Genomic DNA, 21,156 nt, shown 5'->3' with positions numbered 1-21,156 from the left:
AATTCAAAAGCCATATCGTTATTCTCTAACGGTATTTAAATTTCAATTCTTATACCTATAAAGTCACTCCCCTGCGTACCTGCCGACCAATCGGCGCGCCGCACGACACGAACCAACACGGGACCTCCGTGAGTTTCTGATCGATGCGCGCCCTTGAGCGCGCTGTGCGTGGGAGTGATTTTTATGTCAGTGGTCTCTTTTTCTCCAAAGCCTGTGTCAACCAGCGTCGCCGCCATCGCGTCGCAAGCCTTCGAAGTCCGGCCATTTAGCGGTGCTGTCGGTGCCGAAATCATCGGCCTGGACCTGTCCCGTCCGATCAACGACCGGGACTTCGCACGCGTCCATCGCGCGCACCTGGATCATCACGTGGTGGTGTTCCGCGACCAGCGCATTACTCCCGATCAGCAGATCGCCTTCAGCCGCCGTTTCGGTGTGTTGCAGATCCACGTGCTCAAGCAGTTCCTGTTGGCCGGGCATCCGGAAATCCTCATCGTTTCCAACATCATCGAAAACGGCCAATCCATCGGTCTTGGTGATGCCGGCAAGTTCTGGCATTCGGACCTGTCTTATAAAGAACTGCCGAGCCTGGGCTCGATGCTGCATGCCCAAGAGCTGCCGTCCGAAGGTGGTGACACGCTGTTCGCCGACATGCACAAAGCCTGGGACAGCCTGCCCGAAGCACTGCGCAAAGCCGTCAAAGGGCGCTCGGCCGCGCATTCCTATACCGCGCGCTACAGCGAGAGCAAATTCGAAGGCAATTGGCGCCCGACCCTGACACCGGAGCAACTCGCTCAAGTTGCCGAAGTGGTTCACCCCATCGTCCGCACCCACCCGGAAAACGGCCGCAAAGCGTTGTTCGTCAGCGAGGGCTTCACCACCCGCATCGTCGGTTTGCCGGAAGACGAGAGCAAACAATTACTCGATGAGCTCTACGCCCACAGCGTGCTGGCGCAAAACATTTACCGCCATCAATGGCAGGCCCACGACCTGGTGTTCTGGGACAACCGTTCGCTGATCCACCTTGCCGCCGGATGCCCCAGTCATCTGCGCCGCAAGTTGTATCGCACCACCATCCAGGGCGACGCGCCTTTCTGATTTCGGAGAATTCCCATGTCCAAACGTCTTCCATTTGCACCCTTGGCTGCGGCCATTGGCCTGGGTTTCAGCCTGCTCGCCGGCAGCCTGGTAGCGCCGACTGTGGCTCACGCCGAAGGTGAAATCCGTATCGCCGAACAGTTCGGCATCGTTTATCTGCTGCTTAACGTGGTGCGCGATCAGAACCTGATCGAGAAGTACGGCAAGCAGGAAGGCATCGACATCAAGGTCGACTGGACTCAGCTCTCTGGCGGTTCGGCCGTCAATGATGCGTTGCTCTCCGGTTCCATCGACATTGCCGGTGCCGGCGTCGGCCCGCTGCTGACCATTTGGGACCGCACCCACGGCAAGCAAAACGTCAAAGCCGTGGCCTCCCTGGGCAACTTCCCTTACTACCTGGTGAGCAATAATCCCAAGGTCAAAACCATTGCCGACTTCACCGAAAAGGACCGCATTGCGGTGCCGGCGGTCGGGGTCTCGGTGCAGTCGCGCTTCTTGCAATACGCGGCGGCCAAGCAATGGGGCGACAAGGAATTCAATCGCCTCGACAAGTACACCATCGCCGTTCCGCACCCGGATGCCACCGCGGCACTGATTGCCGGTGGCACCGAGTTGAGTGGGCACTTCTCCAACCCGCCGTTCCAGGATCAGGCGCTGCAAAACCCCAACGTGCATGTGGTGCTGAACACCTATGACTTGCTGGGTCCGAACTCGCCGACCGTGCTGTTCGCCACCGAGAAATTTCGCAACGAAAACCCGAAAACCTACAAAGCCTTCATCGCCGCACTGACCGAAGCGGCTGAGTTTGCGCAGAACGATAAAGGTGCGGCGGCCGACACTTACATCCGCGTCACCAAGGCCAAAATCGACCGCGCGGCATTGCTGAAAATCATCGACAACCCGCAGTTCGAATTCAGCATCACGCCGAAAAACACCTACCCGCTGGCCGAGTTCCTCTACCGCGTCGGTGCGATCAAAAACAAACCGGATTCGTGGAAGGATTACTTCTTCCAAGACACCAAACCGCTGCAAGGGAGCTGACCGACATGAACGCCCCTTTGCAAGGCCACACGGCCAGCAAGCCGATCGCGGCAGCTCAAGCGCTGCTGTCGGTCGACCAGGTCAGCCTGGAATACCGCACGCCTGCGCGGGTGGTTCGAGCGACCCATCAGGTCAGTTTCGAGATCGATCCGGCGGACCGCTTTGTGCTGCTCGGTCCTTCCGGCTGCGGCAAATCGACGTTGCTCAAAGCTGTTGCCGGGTTCATTCAGCCCTGTGAGGGTGAGATTCGCCTGCAAGGCCAGCGGGTCGATGCGCCAGGGCCAGACCGGATCGTGGTGTTCCAGGAGTTCGATCAGCTGCCGCCGTGGAAAACCGTCAAACAGAACGTGATGTTTGCGCTGCTCGCTTCCAAAACCCTCAAGCGCAAAGAGGCTGAAGAGCGGGCGCTGCATTATCTGGACAAAGTCGGTCTGGCGGCGTTTGCCGATGCCTATCCGCATACCTTGTCTGGCGGCATGAAAGCTCGCGTGGCCATTGCTCGCGCCTTGGCGATGCAGCCGAAGATCCTGTTGATGGACGAGCCCTTCGCCGCCCTCGACGCGCTGACCCGACGCAAGATGCAGGAAGAGTTGTTGCTGCTCTGGGAGGAGGTGCGTTTCACGTTGCTGTTCGTCACTCACTCCATCGAAGAGGCGTTGGTGGTGGGCAACCGGATTTTGCTGCTGTCGCCTCATCCGGGGCGGGTGCGGGCGGAAGTCCACAGCCATCAATACGACTTGCACAGTTTGGGGGGCGTGGCGTTCCAGGAATCGGCGCGGCGGATTCATCGGCTGTTGTTTGATGAAGGTCAGTCGCCGGAAACCGAGCGTGCACTGGATTTCGCCGACATTCGCATCGCTTATTGAGCCATTGGAGGATTGCCCGATGAGCCATTCATCATCTGCGCGTAAAGAGTACGAAACTGTTTTGCAGCCGCTGACCAGCGTACCGCTGGAGCGTGAATTGCCGCTCGGCCAGCGTCTCTGGCAGCAAGGCTGGCTGCGTAAAAGCCTGATCCTGATTTTGCTCGCGGTGCTTTGGGAGGCCGTCGCCCGTTATCAGAATAACGACCTGCTGCTGCCGAGCTTTTTGCAAACCGCCAGCGCGCTGCAGGACGGCCTGCTCAGCGGCGAACTGCTGGGCAAGGTGTGGATTTCGCTGGTTGTTTTGCTCAAGGGTTACCTGATCGGCATCGTTCTGGCGTTTGTCCTGACGACGCTGGCAGTGTCGACCCGGTTCGGTCGCGATTTGCTCAGCACGCTGACCTCGATGTTCAACCCGTTGCCGGCGATTGCCCTGTTGCCGCTGGCGCTGCTGTGGTTTGGCCTGGGGCAGAACAGCCTGATTTTTGTACTGGTGCATTCGGTGCTCTGGGCGTTGGCCTTGAACACCTATGCCGGGTTTCTCGGTGTCTCGGAAACCTTGCGCATGGCCGGGCGTAATTACGGCCTCAAGGGCATGCGTTTCGTGTTGTTCATCCTGATTCCGGCTGCGCTACCGTCGATTCTTGCCGGGCTGAAAATCGGCTGGGCCTTCGCCTGGCGTACGCTGATCGCTGCTGAGTTGGTGTTTGGCGCTACCAGCGGCAAGGGTGGTTTGGGTTGGTACATCTTCCAGAATCGTAATGAGCTGTACACCGATAAGGTGTTTGCCGGGTTGGCGGTGGTGATCCTGATTGGGTTGCTGGTGGAGAATCTGGTGTTTGATACGTTGGAGCGGGTGACTGTTAAGCGGTGGGGGATGCAGCGCTGAGTTTTGCGGTGACTGATCTGGTCTCATCGCGAGCAGGCTCGCTCCCACAAGGGATCTTCGGTGGCTGCAGATTTTGTGTACGACAAAGAATCCATGTGGGAGCGAGCCTGCTCGCGATGGCGCCAGACCCGTCACCACTTCACTTAGGGATGTTTGCTAGCATTGCGTCTGAATCAATCCAGATCAGATACGAGTGCTCAGCATGCAACTCCCGGACATGAACCTGTTGGTCGCCCTCGACGCCTTGCTCGATGAAGGCAGTGTGGTGGGCGCCGCACGGCGGATGAACCTCAGCCCGGCGGCGATGAGCCGGACGCTGACGCGGATTCGCGAGGCCATTGGCGATCCGATTCTGGTGCGCGCCGGTCGAGGCTTGGTGCCGACGCCCAAGGCACTGGAGTTGCGCGAGCAGGTGCGGGACCTGGTGGAGCAGGCCGCTTTGCTGTTCCGCTCCGCCGATGAGGTGGACCTGGGCAGTTTGCGCCGACGGTTCAGCATTCGCGCCAATGATTTCTTTGTGGGCGTCTACGGCGGCAAGCTATTCGACACGATGGAACGCCAGGCCCCGCATTGCGAATTGCGCTTTGTGCCCGAGGGCGATGGGGACGACGAAGCGTTGCGCGAAGGGCGCATCGATCTGAGCGTCAGCAACAACCGGCCGCTGATGCCGGAAGTGAAGGTGCAGAACCTGTTTTCCACCCACTTTGTCGGGCTGGTGCGTGAAGATCACCCATTGTTCGATGAAGAGATCACCGCCGAACGGTACGCCGGGTTTTCCCATATCAGCATGTCGCGCCGGGGGATCGCCCGCGGGCCGATCGACACGGCGCTCAACGCCTTGGGGCTGGAGCGGCGGGTGGCGGTGATTGCGCCGAGTTTCCATGCGGCGATGTTCGCCTTGCCGGATTCCGATCTGATTCTGCCGGTGCCCAAGGAAGCATTGCTAAGCGTACGGCGCCTGGGTTTGAAACTGCGCTCGTTCACCCTGCCAATTCCATTGCCAACCCTGATGCTGACCCAGGCCTGGCACCCGCGTTTCGACAAGGACCCGGCCCATCGCTGGATGCGTGAAACCCTCAAGACCTGTTGCGACGAGACGTGGTTGGCGGCACAGCCAAGCTGAGTTGACGCTCCCACAGGGAATCTGTGTCGTTTCAAAAATTTGCCAGCCATCCGATTTGATTGCTGCATAAAACACACTTATAAGCTGCCAATAAGTCAATTTTCGTCAGCGTCCCCTCTCCCTAAAATGCTTCGGTATTCCCCTTCCGGAGCTTGCAGTAATGACTTCCCTCACGGTCACGGCGCCTATCGCTGCGGCCAAACCAACGGCCGCCGTCGCGCCACCGGTCTTCGGCCCGCGAATCATCATCGGCCTGGTGGGCGTGTTACTGGCGGTGCTGGTGTCGGGCCTGAACGAGATGGTGACCAAGGTCGCGCTGGCCGATATCCGCGGCGCATTGGCCATCGGTTACGACGAAGGCACCTGGCTGGTCGCCAGTTACACCGCGACCTCGGTGGCCGCCATGGCGTTTGCCCCTTGGTGTGCGGTGACGTTCTCGTTGCGGCGCTTCACTCTATGCGCGATCAGTGCGTTCACCCTGTTGGGTGTGTTGTGCCCGTTCGCCCCGAATTACCAAAGCCTGTTGGTCATGCGCACCTTGCAAGGTCTTGCCGGCGGTGCGCTGCCGCCGATGCTGATGACCGTTGCCCTGCGGTTCCTGCCGGCCAACGTGAAACTCTATGGCCTGGCCGGTTATGCCCTGACGGCAACCTTCGGCCCCGGTCTCGGTACGCCGCTGGCCGGGTTGTGGACCGAGTACGTCGGCTGGCAATGGACCTTCTGGCAAATCGTCGTGCCGTGCCTGTTTGCCATGGCGGCAGTGGCCTACGGTTTGCCCCAGGATCCGCTGCGTCTGGAACGCTTCAAGTCATTCAACTGGCGTGGCTTGCTGCTGGGGTTCCCGGCGATCTGCATGCTGGTGATCGGCATTCTGCAAGGCAATCGGCTGGACTGGTTCGAGTCGAGCCTGATTTGCGGACTGCTCGGCGGCGGGCTGCTGTTGCTGGTGCTGTTTCTGATCAATGAGTGGTCGCAACCGATTCCGTTTTTCAAGTTGCAGATGTTGGGTATCCGCAACCTGTCATTCGCGCTGCTGACCTTGGCCGGCGTGCTCGTGGTGTTGCTCGCGGTGGTCCTCATTCCCTCCAGTTATCTGGCTCAGGTCCAGGGTTATCGGCCGGTACAGACTGCGCCGATCATGCTGCTGGCGGCGCTGCCACAGTTGATCGCGCTGCCGTTGGTGGCAGCGCTGTGCAACCTGCGTTGGGTCGATTGCCGCTGGGTGCTGGGGATCGGCCTGAGCATGCTGGCGTTGTCTTGCCTCGGCGGGTCGCAGCTGACGTCAGCGTGGATTCGCGATGACTTCTATGTCCTGCAATGGCTGCAGATTTTCGGTCAGCCCATGGCCGTGCTGCCGCTGTTGATGCTCTCCACAGGCAGCATCACTCCGATGGAAGGGCCGTTCGCCTCGGCCTGGTTCAATACCGTGAAAGGCCTGGCGGCGGTAATCGCCACCGGGGTGATCGAGGCGCTGACCACTGCAAGGCTGCATTTCCACTCGACCATGCTGGTGGACAACCTTGGTAACTCGCCCCTGGTCCAAAGCGACAACGCAAGCCTGGCTCACCGACTGCATCAACAGGCCCTAGTGCTGACCTCTTCCGATCTTTATCTATGCATGGCCGGCGTCGCCGTGGCGCTGATCCTGCTGATTTTCTGGCTGCCGACGCGGATCTATCCACCGCGCGCGCCGACTTGAATGCTTCACTGAAACAGAAGGTTTTTATGACGACTCAATCAAAGCAAAAAGTCGCTGTCGGCATTGCCGCAGTGATCGCGGTCGGCGTGTTGATTTACCTGCTGGCGCCGGGTTTGTTCGGCAAGCGTACACAGCAGAGCACCAACGATGCTTTCGTCTCGGCGGACTTCACCCGGGTGGCGCCGCGTGTGGCGGGGTTCATCAAGGCCGTGCTGGTGGAAGACAACCAGATGGTCAAGGCCGGGCAGCTGCTGGCGTTGATCGACGACCGCGATCTGCGCGCTGCCGCTGAAGCCGCCGACGCTGAAACCCTGGTGGCCAGGGCGCAGTTGCAGAACGCTCGGGCTACCCTTGAGCGTCAGACATCGGTGATCGCTCAGGCCCAGGCCACGGTGGTTTCGGCAAAGGCTGAAATGGCTTTCGCCGAGCATGAACTGAACCGCTACAACCACCTCGCCGGGGTCGGCGCCGGCACGGTGCAGAATGCTCAGCAAGCACGCACACGCATCGATCAGGCCTCCGCTCGCTTGGCCAATGCCACGGCGGTGCTGGCGGCGGAACGCAAGCAGGTGGAGATCCTGACCGCGCAGCGTGATGCGGCCGAAGGCGGGCTGAAACGAGCGCAAGCGGCGCTGGAAATGGCCAGCTATGAGCTGTCCTATACGCGCATCGTTGCGCCTCAGGACGGCATGGTCGGCGAGCGCGCAGTGCGGGTTGGCGCCTATGTCACACCGGGCAGCAAGATTCTGGCCGTGGTGCCGTTGGAGCGGGCCTATGTAGTCGCCAATTTTCAGGAAACCCAACTGACTGACGTACAGCCGGGGCAGAGCGTGCAAGTGCACGTCGACAGCCTCGGCGGCGAAGCCCTGCGCGGTCGCGTGGAGAGCATCGCACCGGCCACCGGCGTGACCTTTGCCTCGGTCAAACCGGACAACGCCACCGGCAACTTCACCAAGGTTGTGCAACGGATTGCGGTGAAAATCCTCCTCGATCCGGGCCAGCCATTGGCCGAGCGGTTGCGGGTGGGGATGTCGGTGGAGGCGAGGATTGATACTGCCAGTACCGGCGAGCATGAGGTCGCGCAACGATGAGCTTTGTTAATCGCACACCCCTGTGGCGAGGGGGCTTGCTCCCGTTGGGCCGCGCAGCGGACCCAAAATTTGCGAGCGCTGCGCACTCGAACGGGAGCAAGCTCCCTCGCCACAGGGGCAGCATTCATTCAGTGGTTTTTGTGTTGAGTCTGTTTTCTTTGAGTGCGTGCACCGTCGGCCCGGACTTCCAGAAACCTCAGCCGCAACAAGTGGCCGAATGGTCCAAACCCACTAAAGCCGCCGCCAGTCAGATCATTCCCAGCGAAATGGACGAACGTTGGTGGGAAGTGTTCCACGACCCGAAACTCTCGGCCCTGACCCAACGCGCCCTGACCGACAACCTTGACCTGAAACTCGCCAGCAGCCGCTTGCAGCAAAGCCGAGCCGCGCGTCAGGTGATCACCGCCAACCGCTATCCCAATACCGCCGCGAGTGGCAGCTATGGGCGCAAACGCAACAGCGGTGAAGGCCTGAACGATCCGTCGGGCAACAATGGCGACTCGACGTTCAACCTGTGGGACGCCGGCTTTTCCGCCTCCTGGGAACCGGATTTCTGGGGCCGTGTGCGCCGCGAAACCGAAGCCGCCGATGCCACGCTGGAAGTGGCGGAAAACGATCGTCGCGGCGTGCTGCTGTCGGTGCTTGCCGAAACCGCTCAGGACTACATTCAACTGCGCGGTGTGCAAAGCACGCGGGCCGTCACCGAGCAGAACCTCGACGTCGCCCGGCATAGTTTGAAACTCTCGCAACTGCGCCTGGCCGACGGCGTGGCGACGGATCTGGACGTCGCCGAAGCCGCTGCGCAAGTGGCGGCCATCGAATCACGTTTGCCGGCGCTGGAGCAGCGTCAGTCGCAACTGATCAACGCCTTGAGCCTGTTGATGGGCGAACCGCCGCAAGCGCTGTCCGCCGAGTTATCCACAGACGCCCCGGTGCCGCAAACCCCGCGTCAGGTCGCCATCGGCTTGCCGTCGCAATTGGCCGAGCGCCGCCCGGACATACGTCAGGCCGAAGCCCGCCTGCATGCCGCGACCGCCAGCATCGGCGTGGCCAAGGGCGACTTTTATCCGCGGATCACCCTGTCGGGCAACATCGGCTCGCAAGCCATTCAATTGAGCGATTTCGGCTCTTGGGGCTCGCGTTCGTTCGGCATCGGCCCGCAGTTCAGCCTGCCGCTGTTCGACGGCGGTCGCCTGCGCGGCGTGTTGCACCTGCGCGAAGCCCAGCAACAGGAAGCGGCGCTGGCCTACCAGCAAACCGTGTTGCGGGCCTGGCATGAGATCGATGATCAACTCACCGCCTACAACGCCAGCCAACTGCGCCGCGACAGCCTCGCCGAAGCCGTGCGCCAGAACCAGATCGCCCTGCGCACCGCGCAACAGCAATACGTCGAAGGGGTAGTGGATTTCGTCAACGTCCTCACCGTGCAAAGCGAATTGCTGGCGACCCAGCAACAATGGGTCGAGAGCTCGACCGGGGTGTCGTTGGCGATGGTTGGGTTATACAAGGCGTTGGGTGGGGGATGGGAGTCGGTGTATCCGTTGACGGAGACGGCGCAGCGCTGATCTGCGCGCAGAAAAACGAAAAAACCGGCCGGAGCCGGTTTCTTCACCCTGACTGCCAGCGAATTTAATCGCTACGTGTAGGGTTCAGTGGTGCAGAGAGATTAAAGTCGCATGTCGAAGGCTGCAATGGCTGATTGATGGGGAATGGCGTAGGACGCGTCCTGATAGTTTGTAAGGTATTACATACTCCCTTGACCAACCAATGACGACCATCCGCTTGACGCTCACCCCCGCTGTCTTAGACTCCGCTCATCCGTCAGGGAGTTACGGTTATGCGGCGTTTTCGTATTTGGGTTGCAGGATTAACCTTTGTAACGTGCGTAGTACAGGCGCAAACGCCTGCGCCAGACGATCCGCTGCTGGAAAACAGCGCGGTCGGCGGTAATGCATCAGCCAGCAGTGAAGCCCGTGGTGTGCTGCGGGCCCGGGATCAGGCGGTGCTTGCCAGCGAGTTGTCGGGGCGGATTGTCGAGTTGCCGTTCAGTGAGGGCGAGTCGTTCAAAAAGGGTGACACCCTGGCGCGGTTTGACTGTTCGGCTTATCAGGCTCAGCTCAATGCGGCTCAGGCCGCCAGCCGTGGTGCTGGAGAAGAACTTGCGCACAACAAACAACTGGCGGCGTTGAATTCAGTCGGGCGCTTTGAAGTGGCGCGGGCCGAGGCCAAGGTCAGCGAGATTCAGGCGCAGTCTCAGGTCTATCAGGTGCAGGTCAAACGCTGCAGCGTGGTTGCGCCGTTTGATGGTCAGGTCGTCGAACGCAAGGTCAAGCGCTACGAAAGCGTTGCCGCCGGGACACCGTTGCTGGACGTGGTCGATAACCGCACACTGGAAATTCACCTGTTGGTGCCGTCGCGCTGGATGGCCAGACTCAAACCCGGCCAGACGTTCAGTTTTGTCCCCGATGAAACCGGTCAGCCGCTGGATGCCACGGTCAAACGCCTCGGTGCGCGGATCGACGAAGGTAGCCAGACTTTGCTGCTGGTGGCGGCGCTGCCCAACGCCAACGGTCTGTTGGCCGGCATGAGCGGAACGGCGCATTTCGCGGAGCTCAAATGAACGCCCCGGTGACCGGTGGCGCCGAGCAGGTGTTCGCCAGGTTTCTCGACCTCGAACGCCAGACCCGCGCCGCGCGCACGCCTTCGCAACTGGCTTACAGCCTGGTCAATGACGGTCAGGCGCTGTTCGGCTTCCGCCATGCCGCGTTGTTGATCGCCGGCAAGGTGCAGGCGGTCACCGGTGTCAGTGCCGTGGAACCGAATGCGCCGTTCGTGGCGTTTGTCGAGCAAGCAGTCGCGCAGCTGTTCAAGCTTGAGGTGCTGAAACAGGCGCGGGTGATTGCGCCTGATCTCCTTAGCGAATCGATTCTGGCCGACTGGCAAAGTCTGTCAGCCGCTCAGGTGTTTTGGCTGCCGCTGATCGATCATCAGGGCGAGGTGTTCGGCGGTCTGTGGCTGGCGCGGGATGTGCCGTGGAACCCTTCCGAACAAGTGCTGCTGTCGCAGCTGGGCGACACCTACAGCCATGCATGGCTCGCGCAGCAACCGCGCAAACCCTGGCGACTGCGCTGGACGCGCAAGCGTCAGGTGGCGCTGGTCGCCGTGTTGTTGCTCGGGTTGCTGATCCCGGTGCGCCAATCGGTGCTGGCCCCGGCCGAAGTCGTCCCGTTGGGCGGTCGGGTGGTCGCCGCGCCGCTGGACGGGGTGATCGCCGAGTTTCTGGTCAAACCCAATCAGGCGGTGAAAACCGGCGACCTGCTGCTGCGCTTCGAAAGCACCACGCTCAAGGCTCAGGCCGATGTGGCCGAGCGCGCCCTGGGCGTGGCCGAAGCGGAACTCAAGGCCAATTCCCAACGCTCCTTCGCCGATGCCGAATCCAGTTCGAAAATCGATCTGCTGGCGGCGCGAGTGGAACAGAAGCGCGCCGAACGGGATTACGCCCGGGAGCTGCTCAAACGCAGCGAAGTACGTGCCGAACGGGACGGTATCGCGGTGTTCGCCGACGCTGAGCGCTGGACCGGCAAACCGGTGCAAACCGGCGAGCGGCTGATGGAAATCGCCGACCCGAACCAGGCCGAATTGCGCATCGAGTTGGCCGTGGGCGATGCGATTGCCCTGGAACCGGGCGCACAAGTCGCGCTGTTTCTCGACAGCGATCCGCTGCAGCGGCACTTGGCCAAACTCGAACGTTCGGCCTACGAGGCGCAGCCCACCGCCGCCGGGCAACTGGCTTATCGACTGGATGCGACGTTCGATGCCGCGCCACCGCGCATCGGCCTGCGTGGCACCGCGAAAGTCTTCGGCGACCGTGCGCCGCTGGCGTTGTATCTGTTGCGCCGACCGCTGGCCGGGTTGCGCCAGAGCGTGGGCCTTTAGATGAGCCTGCCGAGCCTGCGGGCAGACCTGCAATTGTCGGCGGCGGCCCCGGCCCTCGACGGGGCGCCGTGCTGGACCCTGGCCGACCCGGTGCGTGGGCGTTATTTCAAACTCGGTGCGGCGGCGATGCGCCTGCTGCGCCATTGGTCGTTGGGCGATCCCGAGCACGTGCTGCGTGCTGCCAATCGCGAACCGGGGCTAGCGCTGGATGGCGCGGCGCTTGAGCAATTGCTGGAGTTTTTGCGCGGCCACGACCTGATCAGCGCCCTCGACCCGTCGCAGCGCGCCAGTTACAGCCTGAAGGCCGCGGCTCAGCGCCAGAGCCTGTGGCAAATCCTGCTGCATCAATACCTGTTTTTCCGGATTCCGCTGTGGCGTCCGGACGCTTTCCTCAATCGCGCCTGGCCGTGGCTGGAGCGTTTCGGTCCGCGAGCGTTGCGCTACGGATTACCCGCGACACTGGGGCTCGGGGTGTTTCTGGTCTCGCGGGACTGGCAGCGGTTTATCGCCACCTTTCCGCACCTGTTCAGCCTCGGCGGTGCGCTGGCGTTCGCTGTGGCGCTGTTTTTCGCCAAGCTGTGCCACGAGTTCGGCCACGCTTTCATGGCCAAGCGCGCCGGTTGTCGGGTGCAGAGCATGGGCGTGGCGTTCATGGTGCTGCTGCCGATGTTTTACACAGACGTCAGCGACGCTTGGCGCGTCAATGATCGACGTGCGCGGTTGCTGATCGGTGCCGGCGGGGTGTTGGCGGAACTGGTGTTGGCGTGTATCGCGCTGCTCGCTTGGTCACTGCTGCCTGACGGCCCCGGGCGCACGGCGGCGTTCATGCTCGCCAGCGCAACCTGGATCACCACGCTGGTGATCAACCTCAACCCGTTCATGCGTTTCGATGGCTACTTCTTGCTCAGTGATTTCTGGGAGGTGGACAACCTTCAAGGGCGGGCCTTTGCCTTGTGCCGCTGGCGGCTGCGCGAGTTTTTGTTCGGCTACGCAGCCCCGGCGCCGGAACCGTGGTCGCCGAAGATGCAGCGGCGTTTGTTGATCTGGGGGTATGGCGCGTGGCTGTGGCGCGCGGCGTTGTTTTTCGGGATTGCGCTGGCGGTCTATCACCTGTTCTTCAAGGTGTTGGGGATTTTCCTGATGCTGGTGGAGCTGGTGTGGTTCATCTTCCTGCCGATCCTGAGCGAGTGGCGGCAATGGTGGAGTCGTCGCGAGCAGGCACATGCGCCACGGGTACTGCTCAGCGGTCTGGCGTTGCTTGGGTTGTTGTTGCTGCTGGCGTTGCCATGGCGCAGCGCGGTGGAGTTGCCGACGATGCTTGAGGCCGGACGCGCCAGTGCCCTGCACGCGCCGGTGGCGGCGCGGGTCAAAACGGTGAATGTGCACGACGGCCAGATCGTCGCTCAAGGTGAGGTGCTGATCGAGCTGGAGTCCCCGGATCTGGACTCACGCCAGGCCATCGTCCGTCGCGAAATCCAGATCCAGCAATTACAGATGCGTCGTCAGGCCGGCCGCAGCGAAACTGCCGCCGATGCCGGTATCGTCGAACAGCGCTTGGCCGAAGCCGTGGCCGAATATCGGGGCCTGGCCGCCCAGCGCGAGCGTCTGTTATTGCGCGCCCCCCATACAGGCAAGGTGCGCGATCTGCTGCCGCAGTTAACGGTCGGCCGCTGGCTTTCGACCAAAGATCCCTTGGCGCGGGTGGTCGAAGACGGCGCGCGGTTGCGCGGTTATCTGGCCGAAGCCGAACTCTGGCGTGTCGCCCCGGGTGCCAGTGGGAGGTTCATCGCCGATGACCCGATGCACCCGGCAATCGCCGTGCAATTGAGCGAAATCGATACCAACGGTGTGGCTTATGTTGATCAGGAAGCACTGACTTCCGATCACCACGGGCCGATTGCCGTGCGCCGGGACCAGCATCAGCGCGCCGAGCCGGTACAGGCGCAGTACGGCGCGCGATTGAGCATCCTCGAAAATACGCCAACACCGGTGCAGCCGTTGCGCGGCATTGTGGTGTTGCAGGGCAGTGGCGAGTCGTTGCTGGGCGTTGCCTGGCGACGCATGGCGGCCCTGGGGGTCAGGGAAAGCGGTTTCTAAGGGAGGGCAGCGATGGCGAACAGCAACTCAGTGGCAGCGGACGGCCTGGTGGTCAGGCCTTCGCGGACCAGCGATGGGCCTTTTCTGCACAGCCTTTACCAGGCGGCGCGGCCGGATCTGCAATGGATCGACGGTGAGCAGGAAGTGGTTGAGCAGGTGGTTGCCCAGCAATTCAAAGTGCAGGAACAAGGGCTGGGGGAGAACTTCCCCAACGCCATGCATTACGTGATCGAGAAACTCGACACAGCCATCGGCGCACTGACCACCGACTTCGGCCCCAATGAAATTCGCGTGCTGTACCTGGCCTTCATTCCACAGGCCCGAGGCCAGGGTTACGGTCGGACGGTGCTGCAAGGCGTGCAAAAAGCCGCGCAACGAATCCGCTGCCCGGTGGCGACGGTGGTCTGGGCCAATAATCCCCATGCGCGCCAGCATTACCTGGCGCTGGGGTTTCAGGTTGAAGAGCGCAACCCGGCGGCGGAGCGGTTGGTGTGGTACCCGAAGGGTTGAACCCACCGCCGATCAACTGTGGAAGCGGGCTTCTGTGGCGAGGGGGCTTGCCCCCGTTGGGTCGCGCAGCGGCCCCATGATCTGCGAGCGCTGCGCACTCGAACGGGGGCAAGCCCCCTCGCCACAAACCCGCTCCCACATTGTTCAGTTGAACGCGATGTAGAAATACCCCAGTTGCGGATCACGCCCCATGGTCGGTACTCGCGAAACAAAAATATCTTCTACCCGGCCCAGCTCCGGCAACTCCAGCGCACACAAGCCATCGACAAAATCGGTGGGTTGCAGGCTGTTGAGCTCGACGCTGAACGGCATGCGCTCGCTTTTGGGCATCTGTGAGCGGGGCGTTTCTTTAAGGGTGTCGATATGGATCGGCAATTCACTGCCGTCGGGCAGCCGCAGCGTCCCCGTCTTACCCAACAGTGCCTGAAAGTGTTGGCTTTGAACCTGTTGCAGCATGGCATCACTCCATCAGCAAAAGTACCGGGGGGATTTGAATCCCCCCGGCCAGACCCTCAGTTGCGCGAAGGGAACAGCCCGTTCAAGGCAATGCTGAAGTTGAGCACCAGGAACGGGTTCATCACCTCCATGGGCAAGCCGTTGCCGGCGGACGAGATTTCCCCCGCCACCGTGGTGGCTACGCCCTTGAGCGGCACGGCCGCGGCACCTTGCTGATCGGAGTAAATACTCGCCGAACCGGGACCGCCGCCCGAGGCGCCGATGTACGAGTTGGTTGCGGTCGGGTTGGTGACCGGGTTGCTCGCCGGGCTGGCCAGTTGCAGGGTGGTGGTGGCCGTGAGCCCGGACAAGGCGTGGGTGTGGTTGGGCAGGTTGGTGATGGTCGCGGTGACGTTCTCGGTCCCCGAGTATTCGCCGATGACGCGTGGCGTCAGACCCAAGCCGTTGCCCATGGCGACTGGCATGCGACCTTGCAGGTTGGGCAGCATGAAATTGGTGGTGCCATTGCCTCCGTAGTAGGTTCCCAGCAGTGCGAAAACCGTGTTGTATTGCGAGATGCTCAGCGTCTGGCCGTTGCACAGGGCCCAGCCGTTGGGCGCGAAGTTAAAGGCGAAAGACTGAACAGTGCCGATGAATACTTCCATAGTTCCTCATCCCTCAGGTTAGTGTCTGATACGTCACGTTGCAGGCCCGGTTATCCGGGCAGTTCGCGCTGATCAGCCGACTCCTTTCATCTCCGTGGCTGGGTCACGCCACGCCAAAGCGTAGACGCTGATCGTAATGATTGCCGGACGTCGTCCGTCGCAAGGCCGGCATCGACGTCGGGCTCGCGCCTGTCCTACAGTGCTCGGGAGGCTTCGGTTTTTACATGGCCGTTGCAAGGGGAGGTAATGGAGGCGCGCAGAGAAACACCGCTGGGCGATACCCAGGACCCGCATGCGATGCCGGGTTTGTGGGCGGCTGTCCGTCGCTTGCTGCAATGGGCGCGGGAGCACTGGCTGTTGTCGATCCTGGTATTGGCCGCGCTGGCGCGTTTTTACGACCTGACAGCGGCGGCGATCTGGGGCGACGAAGGGTCTAGCCTGTTACTGAGCCAGTATTCCCTGGCCGGGATCTGGGAACATGCGGCTCATGATGTGCATCCACCCCTGTATTTCATGCTTCTGCACGGCTGGATCGGCCTGTTCGGCGACAGCATTTTTTCGATTCGCTGCCTGAGTGCGCTGCCGGGGATTGCCACGGTGGGACTCGGCGTCTGGCTGGTGGACCTGCTCGCGACCCGCCGCGCCGCGTTGCTGGCCGGGGTCCTGCTGGCGCTGCTGCCCACGGCGGTGCGTTACAGCCAGGAAGTGCGGATGTATTCGCTGTTGGGGCTGTGGCTGATCGGCGCCACGATCGCCCTGGTGTGCTGGATAAAACGGCCGCAACGCACACGCTATCTGGTGATGTACACCCTGCTGATGAGTGCGGCGTTCTACACCCATTACTTCACGGCGCTGTGCGTGCTTTGCCACTGGCTGTATCTGGGACTGATCCGCGTGCAGCCAGGGTATCGATTGCGGCACATTCAGCGCTCCGGCTGGTGGCTGGCCAATGTGGCCATTGTGCTGTTGTATTTGCCGTGGGTGCCCAACCTGATCGATCTGCTCCAGCACATGGATCAGCTCAAGGCCAATGGTGATGTGGGATGGGAGACCCTTGTCACGCTGGGCTCATTACCTTCGATGATCTGGTCGTTCCTGATCCAGGATGACGGCGAGAACCTGCCTACGCTGGTTTTTATCGCGCTGCCACTGACATTGCTGGCCCTGGCGGGTGTGGCGCTGGCGCGGGACCGCAGTGTTTTCCGTGGCAGTGCGTTGGCGGTGATCTACATCGCTCTCCCGTTGTTGCTGGTGTTTGTGGTGTCGTTCATATCGCCGGTGTTCATCGAGCGTTACCTGACCGCTTATGCCCTGGGCCTGCCGATGTTTGTCGCGCTGGCCATTGATCGCTTGTACGCAGGCTTCAAGGTATTGGCGCTGGCCGTGCTGATGCTGTTTGTCGGCATCGAGCTGGTGGGCCTGAAGAACAATGCCACGGTGGACACCGACGATCAGATCAGCGTCATGGCCAGCTACGTGAACCAACACTTCACGCCCGGCGACCGGATTGTCACCAGCGACATGCTCTGGTACCTGAGTTATGTCTATTACAACCGGACTGACGCCAAACCGATGCTCTATACGCCACCGCTGGCCGATGGCAGGTCGAGCCGGCCGAACGCCTATGGTTTCGGTACGCTGGTAAGCAATGACATTTACCTGGATAACCTCGGCGGCTTGCCCAAAGGCAATGGTCGAGTGTGGTTGATCGGAACTGTCGATGTGCCGGACGAATTCGCTCCCTTGCCCGAGGGTTGGCAACGCGTCAGCGAGACCCAGGCTGGAGGCGCGCAGGCACGCTTGTATGTGCTGAAGTAGCCCGTCATTCAGAGCTAAAACGATTCATCTTCCAGGTCGTTATATCTGGCGTGTTTGCCAGTCGATTTAGCTCCGATTTGATATCAAAACACCACTAGCTGTAAGGCAATTCCTGGTCTACGCTCGTCATACAAAAGGACTTATGACGGGTGAATGGATGCAGCACTTTCACTTTATTTCCGGCTTGCCGCGCTCAGGCTCGACCCTGCTTTCTGCCATTCTTTTGCAGAACCCGCGCTTTCATGCCGGTATGACCAGCCCCGTGGGTGCGCTCTTTTCCGGTGTTCTGGAACAGTGCAGCGCCGGCAGTGAGTTCGGCGCGGTGATCGACACCGACCTGCGTCGCCGTCTGTTGCGTGGCTTGTTCGATTCTTTCTACGCCGACAAGGCCGACAAACCGGTGGTGTTCGACACGAACCGCCTGTGGAGTTCGCGCCTGCCGGCGATCAGCGATCTGTTCCCCCAAGCCAAGATCATTGCCTGTGTGCGCAATGTCGCCTGGGTCATGGACAGCCTCGAGCGCCTGTACCGCGCCAACCCTTTCGAAAACACCAAGCTGTTCGGCGATGCAGTCGAGCGCAATACGGTCTACAGCCGCTGCGAAACCCTGGCCCAGCGCAATCGGCTGGTGGGGTTTTCCTGGGCCGCCCTCAAGGAAGCCTATTACGGCGAACACGCCGACTCGCTGCTGATCATCGATTACGACCTGCTGAGCCAGGCCCCGGAGCGAGTGATGCGGCTGGTCTACGACTTTATCGGCGAACCCTGGTTCGAACATGATTTCGACCATTTGGCCTACGACGCACCGGAATTCGATCAGGCCCTCGGCCTCTCGGGGCTGCATAAGGTGAAGGCCAAGGTCCAATTGCAATCCAGGCGCACGATCCTGCCGCCGGACCTGTTCAAGCAGTACGCCGAGTTGTCCTTTTGGCTCGATGGCTCAGCCAGCGCCGCCAATGTCATTCGTATGAAAGCCGACGCCGCGATCAGTTGATCGCGGCGTTTTCATTGATGCCTCAGAAAGTTCGAGTCCGGGTGAGCAGCATGTGGTGGAGCAAAGGCAAGTCGCGGGTTACCGAAGGCGCACGAGCGCTGGCCTCGCCAATGATCATGTCCCTGGAGCCACGCATGCTGTTCGACGGCGCGGTGGCCGCCACGGTTGCCGATACCGCCCAGGCTGACGGCCACACCACTGCCGACGCGGTCAAGGCTCCGACTGCCGATCAACCGGTCGCCAGCAAGGACACCCACGGCCAGGCCGATGCCACGCCAGTACCAGCACCCGTTGCGGTGCCGGGGCAGAGCGTGGTGTTCGTTGATTCGCGGGTCAAGGATGTCGATAGCCTGCTTCAGGGCGTCGCGCCCGGCACTCAGGTGGTTCAACTGGATGCCAGCAAAGATGGCCTGCAGCAAATTGCCGATTATCTGGACGGCCATCAGGGCGTCAGCTCGGTGCAGATCATTGCCCACGGCAACGCAGGCGATTTGTGGCTGGGCAACAGCTACTTGTCCGCCGATAACGTCGCGGCCCGCAGCGCGGTGCTGGCGGAAATCGGCAAGGACATGAACGTCGGCGGCGACATCCTGATTTACGGTTGCTACACCGCCGACGGCGAGCGCGGCTTGAATTTTATCGACTCGCTGGCTCAATTGACCGGCCGCGATGTGGCCGCCTCCAGCAATCGCACCGGGCTCGGTGGCGACTGGGATCTGGAAATTGCCACCGGCAACATCGAAAGCGCCAACGTCCTCTCGACCACGGCCATGAGCGATTATCAGTGGGGCCTGGCCACCTGGACCGCCACCAACAACGCCAACACGGGCGTCGGCTCGTTGCGTGCCGCCCTCGCCTCGGCGCAGAACGGCGATATCGTCACCTTCAGCAGCAGCATGACGGTGCAGCTGACGTCCGAACTGCTGATCAACAAGAACATCACCGTTGATGGCGACTTGAATAACGACGGTGCGGCTGACGTGATTCTCGACGGTCAGTACCGGACCCGAGTGATTGAAGTGACGGCCGGCAGTATCGTGACCCTCGATGGCCTGGTGATCACCCGTGGCCTGGTGTCGGGCAATGGCGGCAACGGTGGCTACGGCGCCACGGGCGCGATGGCCGGGGGGATTTTTAACGCAGGGATTCTGACCCTGAACAACGTTACCGTGACCTCCAACGGCGCTTCCGGCGGCGGCGGCGGCGGCGGTGTCACTGGCGCTTTTTACGGCGGTGGGGGGGGCGGTGGCGGCGGTTTGGGCGGCCAGGGCGGCGGGCATGGCGGTTCGGCAGGGCCGGGCACCGGCACATTGGGCGGCCAGGCGGGCAGCGGCGGTGTCGGTGGTTACGGCGGCGGTTATGACGCCACCCACATGGGTGGTCGCGGCGGTACCACCACTGGCGGGGCTGGCGGCATAGGCGTTTCCTATTACAGCAACGGCGGTAACGGTGCGACGGCCACCAATGGCACGATTTCCATTGGCGGCGGTGGCGGCGGGGCCGGTTGGGACAAGGTCGGTGGCGCCGGCGGCAACGCGGTGGGCGGGATCTACAACGCCAGCAGTGGCACCATCACCATCGTCGGCACGTCGACCATCAGCAACAACATCGGTGCTGGTGGCGGCGGTGGCGGTGGCGGTGGCCAGGGCAGCAATGCCAGCAATGGCGGCATTGGTGGCCGTGGCGTCGGTGCGATCTGGAACAAAGGCACGCTACTGATCACAGCCGCCAACTTCGCGGCCCTGGCTGGTAATGCCGCGGCCAGTGGTGCCGGCGGTACCGCGCAGGGCGGAGGTACAACCGGCACCTCGCCGACCTCTGTCGCGACCATCTATAACGACGGTGGTGTACTCAACACCGCGTATTCGCCACCACCGACCGCGACCATTGTGGTCGCTGATACCACACTGAGCATCGGCGAAACGTCCTTGGTAACCATTACCTTCTCCGAGGCGGTGACTGGTCTCACCAATGCGGATCTGACCATCGCCAACGGTACGTTGACGGCGGTAAGCAGCGGCGATGGCGGCATTACCTGGACGGCAACCTTTACCCCATCCGCCAGTATTTCCGATACAAGCAACGTCATCACTCTGGACAACACCGGTGTGATCAACATTCTGGGCACCGCCGGCGTCGGTACCACCAACTCCAATAACTACACGGTCGACACCGTACGCCCGACCGCCAGCATCGTGTTTACCGACACGGCGCTGAGAATCGGCGAAACCTCCCTGGTGACCATCACCTTCAACGAAGCGGTTACCGGTCTCACCAATGCCGACCTGACGATTGCCAACGGCACCTTGACCGCGGTGAGCAGCGGCGATGGCGGCATCACCTGGACGGGGACTTTCACGCCGAGCGCGAGCATCACCGACACCACCAACCTGATCACCCTGGACAACACCGGAGTCAGCGACTTGGCGGGCAACGCCGGCAGCGGCACCACCGATTCGAACAATTACGCCATCGATACCGTGCGGCCAACGGCAACCATCGTGGTGACAGACAATGCGCTGAAAATCGGTGAAACCTCGCTGGTGACCATCACCTTTAGTGAAGCGGTCAGCGGTTTCACCAACGCCGACCTGAGCATCGCCAACGGCACCTTGAGCGCGGTCAGCAGCAGCGACGGCGGCATCACCTGGACCGCGACCTTCACACCTTCCGCGAGCACTAACGACGCGACCAACCTGATCACCCTGAACAACACCGGCATCGCGGATCTGGCGGGCAACGCCGGCAGCGGCACTACCGATTCGAACAACTATGCGATCGATACGCTTCGTCCGACCGCAACCATCGTGGTGACGGACAATGCGCTGAAAATCGGCGAAACCTCGCTGGTGACGATCACCTTCAGTGAAGCGGTCAGCGGTTTCACCAACGCCGACCTG

Annotated in this window: 17 protein-coding genes; 15 read left to right on the top strand and 2 right to left on the bottom strand. The window is 61.6% G+C overall.

Going from position 1 to position 21,156, the window contains the following annotated elements; all coding sequences use genetic code 11:
* Nucleotides 1-183 precede the first annotated feature (183 nt).
* The 12 genes from PMI18_RS03570 (at nucleotide 184) to PMI18_RS03625 (ending at nucleotide 14,344) form a co-directional block, all read left to right on the top strand.
* A complete protein-coding gene (locus PMI18_RS03570) occupies nucleotides 184-1,095 on the top strand; it encodes a TauD/TfdA dioxygenase family protein (RefSeq protein ID WP_007906402.1) in 912 nt (303 codons plus the stop codon).
* Between the two features lie 15 nt (nucleotides 1,096-1,110).
* Nucleotides 1,111-2,136: an ABC transporter substrate-binding protein gene (locus PMI18_RS03575; protein ID WP_007906401.1), complete on the top strand. Its 1,026-nt coding sequence runs from the start codon at nucleotides 1,111-1,113 to the stop codon at nucleotides 2,134-2,136.
* A 5-nt stretch (nucleotides 2,137-2,141) separates the two neighbouring features.
* Entirely contained in the window at nucleotides 2,142-3,002 is an 861-nt protein-coding gene (locus PMI18_RS03580; RefSeq protein ID WP_007906400.1) for an ABC transporter ATP-binding protein, read from the top strand.
* Between the two features lie 19 nt (nucleotides 3,003-3,021).
* Nucleotides 3,022-3,888 carry an ABC transporter permease gene (locus tag PMI18_RS03585; RefSeq protein ID WP_007906397.1) on the top strand — a complete coding sequence of 289 codons (867 nt, stop codon included), beginning with the start codon at nucleotides 3,022-3,024 and terminating at the stop codon, nucleotides 3,886-3,888.
* A gap of 202 nt (nucleotides 3,889-4,090) precedes the next feature.
* Nucleotides 4,091-5,011, top strand: a complete 921-nt coding sequence (locus PMI18_RS03590; RefSeq protein ID WP_007906395.1) for a LysR family transcriptional regulator — start codon at nucleotides 4,091-4,093, stop codon at nucleotides 5,009-5,011.
* 160 nt (nucleotides 5,012-5,171) lie between these two features.
* Nucleotides 5,172-6,710, top strand: a complete 1,539-nt coding sequence (locus PMI18_RS03595) for an MFS transporter (protein ID WP_007906393.1) — start codon at nucleotides 5,172-5,174, stop codon at nucleotides 6,708-6,710.
* A gap of 26 nt (nucleotides 6,711-6,736) precedes the next feature.
* The gene (locus PMI18_RS03600) at nucleotides 6,737-7,801 is read left to right on the top strand and encodes an HlyD family secretion protein (RefSeq protein WP_007906391.1); all 1,065 of its coding nucleotides are present in this window, start codon (nucleotides 6,737-6,739) and stop codon (nucleotides 7,799-7,801) included.
* Nucleotides 7,798-9,366 (top strand): efflux transporter outer membrane subunit, encoded by a 1,569-nt coding sequence (locus PMI18_RS03605; protein WP_007906389.1) that lies wholly within the window; start codon nucleotides 7,798-7,800, stop codon nucleotides 9,364-9,366. The genes PMI18_RS03600 and PMI18_RS03605 overlap by 4 nt, the downstream gene beginning before the upstream one ends.
* Before the next feature lie 272 nt (nucleotides 9,367-9,638).
* Nucleotides 9,639-10,421: an efflux RND transporter periplasmic adaptor subunit gene (locus tag PMI18_RS03610; protein WP_007906387.1), complete on the top strand. Its 783-nt coding sequence runs from the start codon at nucleotides 9,639-9,641 to the stop codon at nucleotides 10,419-10,421.
* Nucleotides 10,418-11,737: an efflux RND transporter periplasmic adaptor subunit gene (locus PMI18_RS03615; protein ID WP_007906386.1), complete on the top strand. Its 1,320-nt coding sequence runs from the start codon at nucleotides 10,418-10,420 to the stop codon at nucleotides 11,735-11,737. The genes PMI18_RS03610 and PMI18_RS03615 overlap by 4 nt, the downstream gene beginning before the upstream one ends.
* Nucleotides 11,738-13,834, top strand: a complete 2,097-nt coding sequence (locus PMI18_RS03620; RefSeq protein WP_007906385.1) for an HlyD family efflux transporter periplasmic adaptor subunit — start codon at nucleotides 11,738-11,740, stop codon at nucleotides 13,832-13,834.
* Nucleotides 13,835-13,846: 12 nt separating this feature from the next.
* Nucleotides 13,847-14,344 carry a GNAT family N-acetyltransferase gene (locus PMI18_RS03625; RefSeq protein ID WP_007906384.1) on the top strand — a complete coding sequence of 166 codons (498 nt, stop codon included), beginning with the start codon at nucleotides 13,847-13,849 and terminating at the stop codon, nucleotides 14,342-14,344.
* Nucleotides 14,345-14,488: 144 nt separating this feature from the next.
* On the opposite strand, the gene PMI18_RS03630 is transcribed toward PMI18_RS03625, so the two are convergent.
* Both PMI18_RS03630 and PMI18_RS03635 read right to left on the bottom strand, forming a co-directional pair.
* Nucleotides 14,489-14,800, bottom strand: a complete 312-nt coding sequence (locus tag PMI18_RS03630; protein ID WP_007906383.1) for a DUF6916 family protein — start codon at nucleotides 14,798-14,800, stop codon at nucleotides 14,489-14,491.
* A 56-nt stretch (nucleotides 14,801-14,856) separates the two neighbouring features.
* Entirely contained in the window at nucleotides 14,857-15,444 is a 588-nt protein-coding gene (locus PMI18_RS03635; protein ID WP_007906382.1) for a phage tail protein, read from the bottom strand.
* Between the two features lie 246 nt (nucleotides 15,445-15,690).
* Between PMI18_RS03635 and PMI18_RS03640 the strand changes: the two genes are divergently transcribed.
* The 3 genes from PMI18_RS03640 to PMI18_RS03650 form a co-directional block, all read left to right on the top strand.
* Nucleotides 15,691-17,262: a glycosyltransferase family 39 protein gene (locus tag PMI18_RS03640; RefSeq protein ID WP_007906381.1), complete on the top strand. Its 1,572-nt coding sequence runs from the start codon at nucleotides 15,691-15,693 to the stop codon at nucleotides 17,260-17,262.
* Between the two features lie 157 nt (nucleotides 17,263-17,419).
* Nucleotides 17,420-18,256: a sulfotransferase family protein gene (locus PMI18_RS03645; RefSeq protein ID WP_085985228.1), complete on the top strand. Its 837-nt coding sequence runs from the start codon at nucleotides 17,420-17,422 to the stop codon at nucleotides 18,254-18,256.
* Nucleotides 18,257-18,306: 50 nt separating this feature from the next.
* On the top strand, nucleotides 18,307-21,156 hold a 2,850-nt coding region (locus PMI18_RS03650; RefSeq protein ID WP_033036872.1), incomplete at its 3' end, for an Ig-like domain-containing protein.

This window comes from Pseudomonas sp. GM102 (assembly GCF_000282555.1).
In the GTDB taxonomy this organism is placed as follows: Bacteria; Pseudomonadota; Gammaproteobacteria; order Pseudomonadales; family Pseudomonadaceae; genus Aquipseudomonas.
This window is presented reverse-complemented; position numbering and strand designations above follow the sequence as displayed.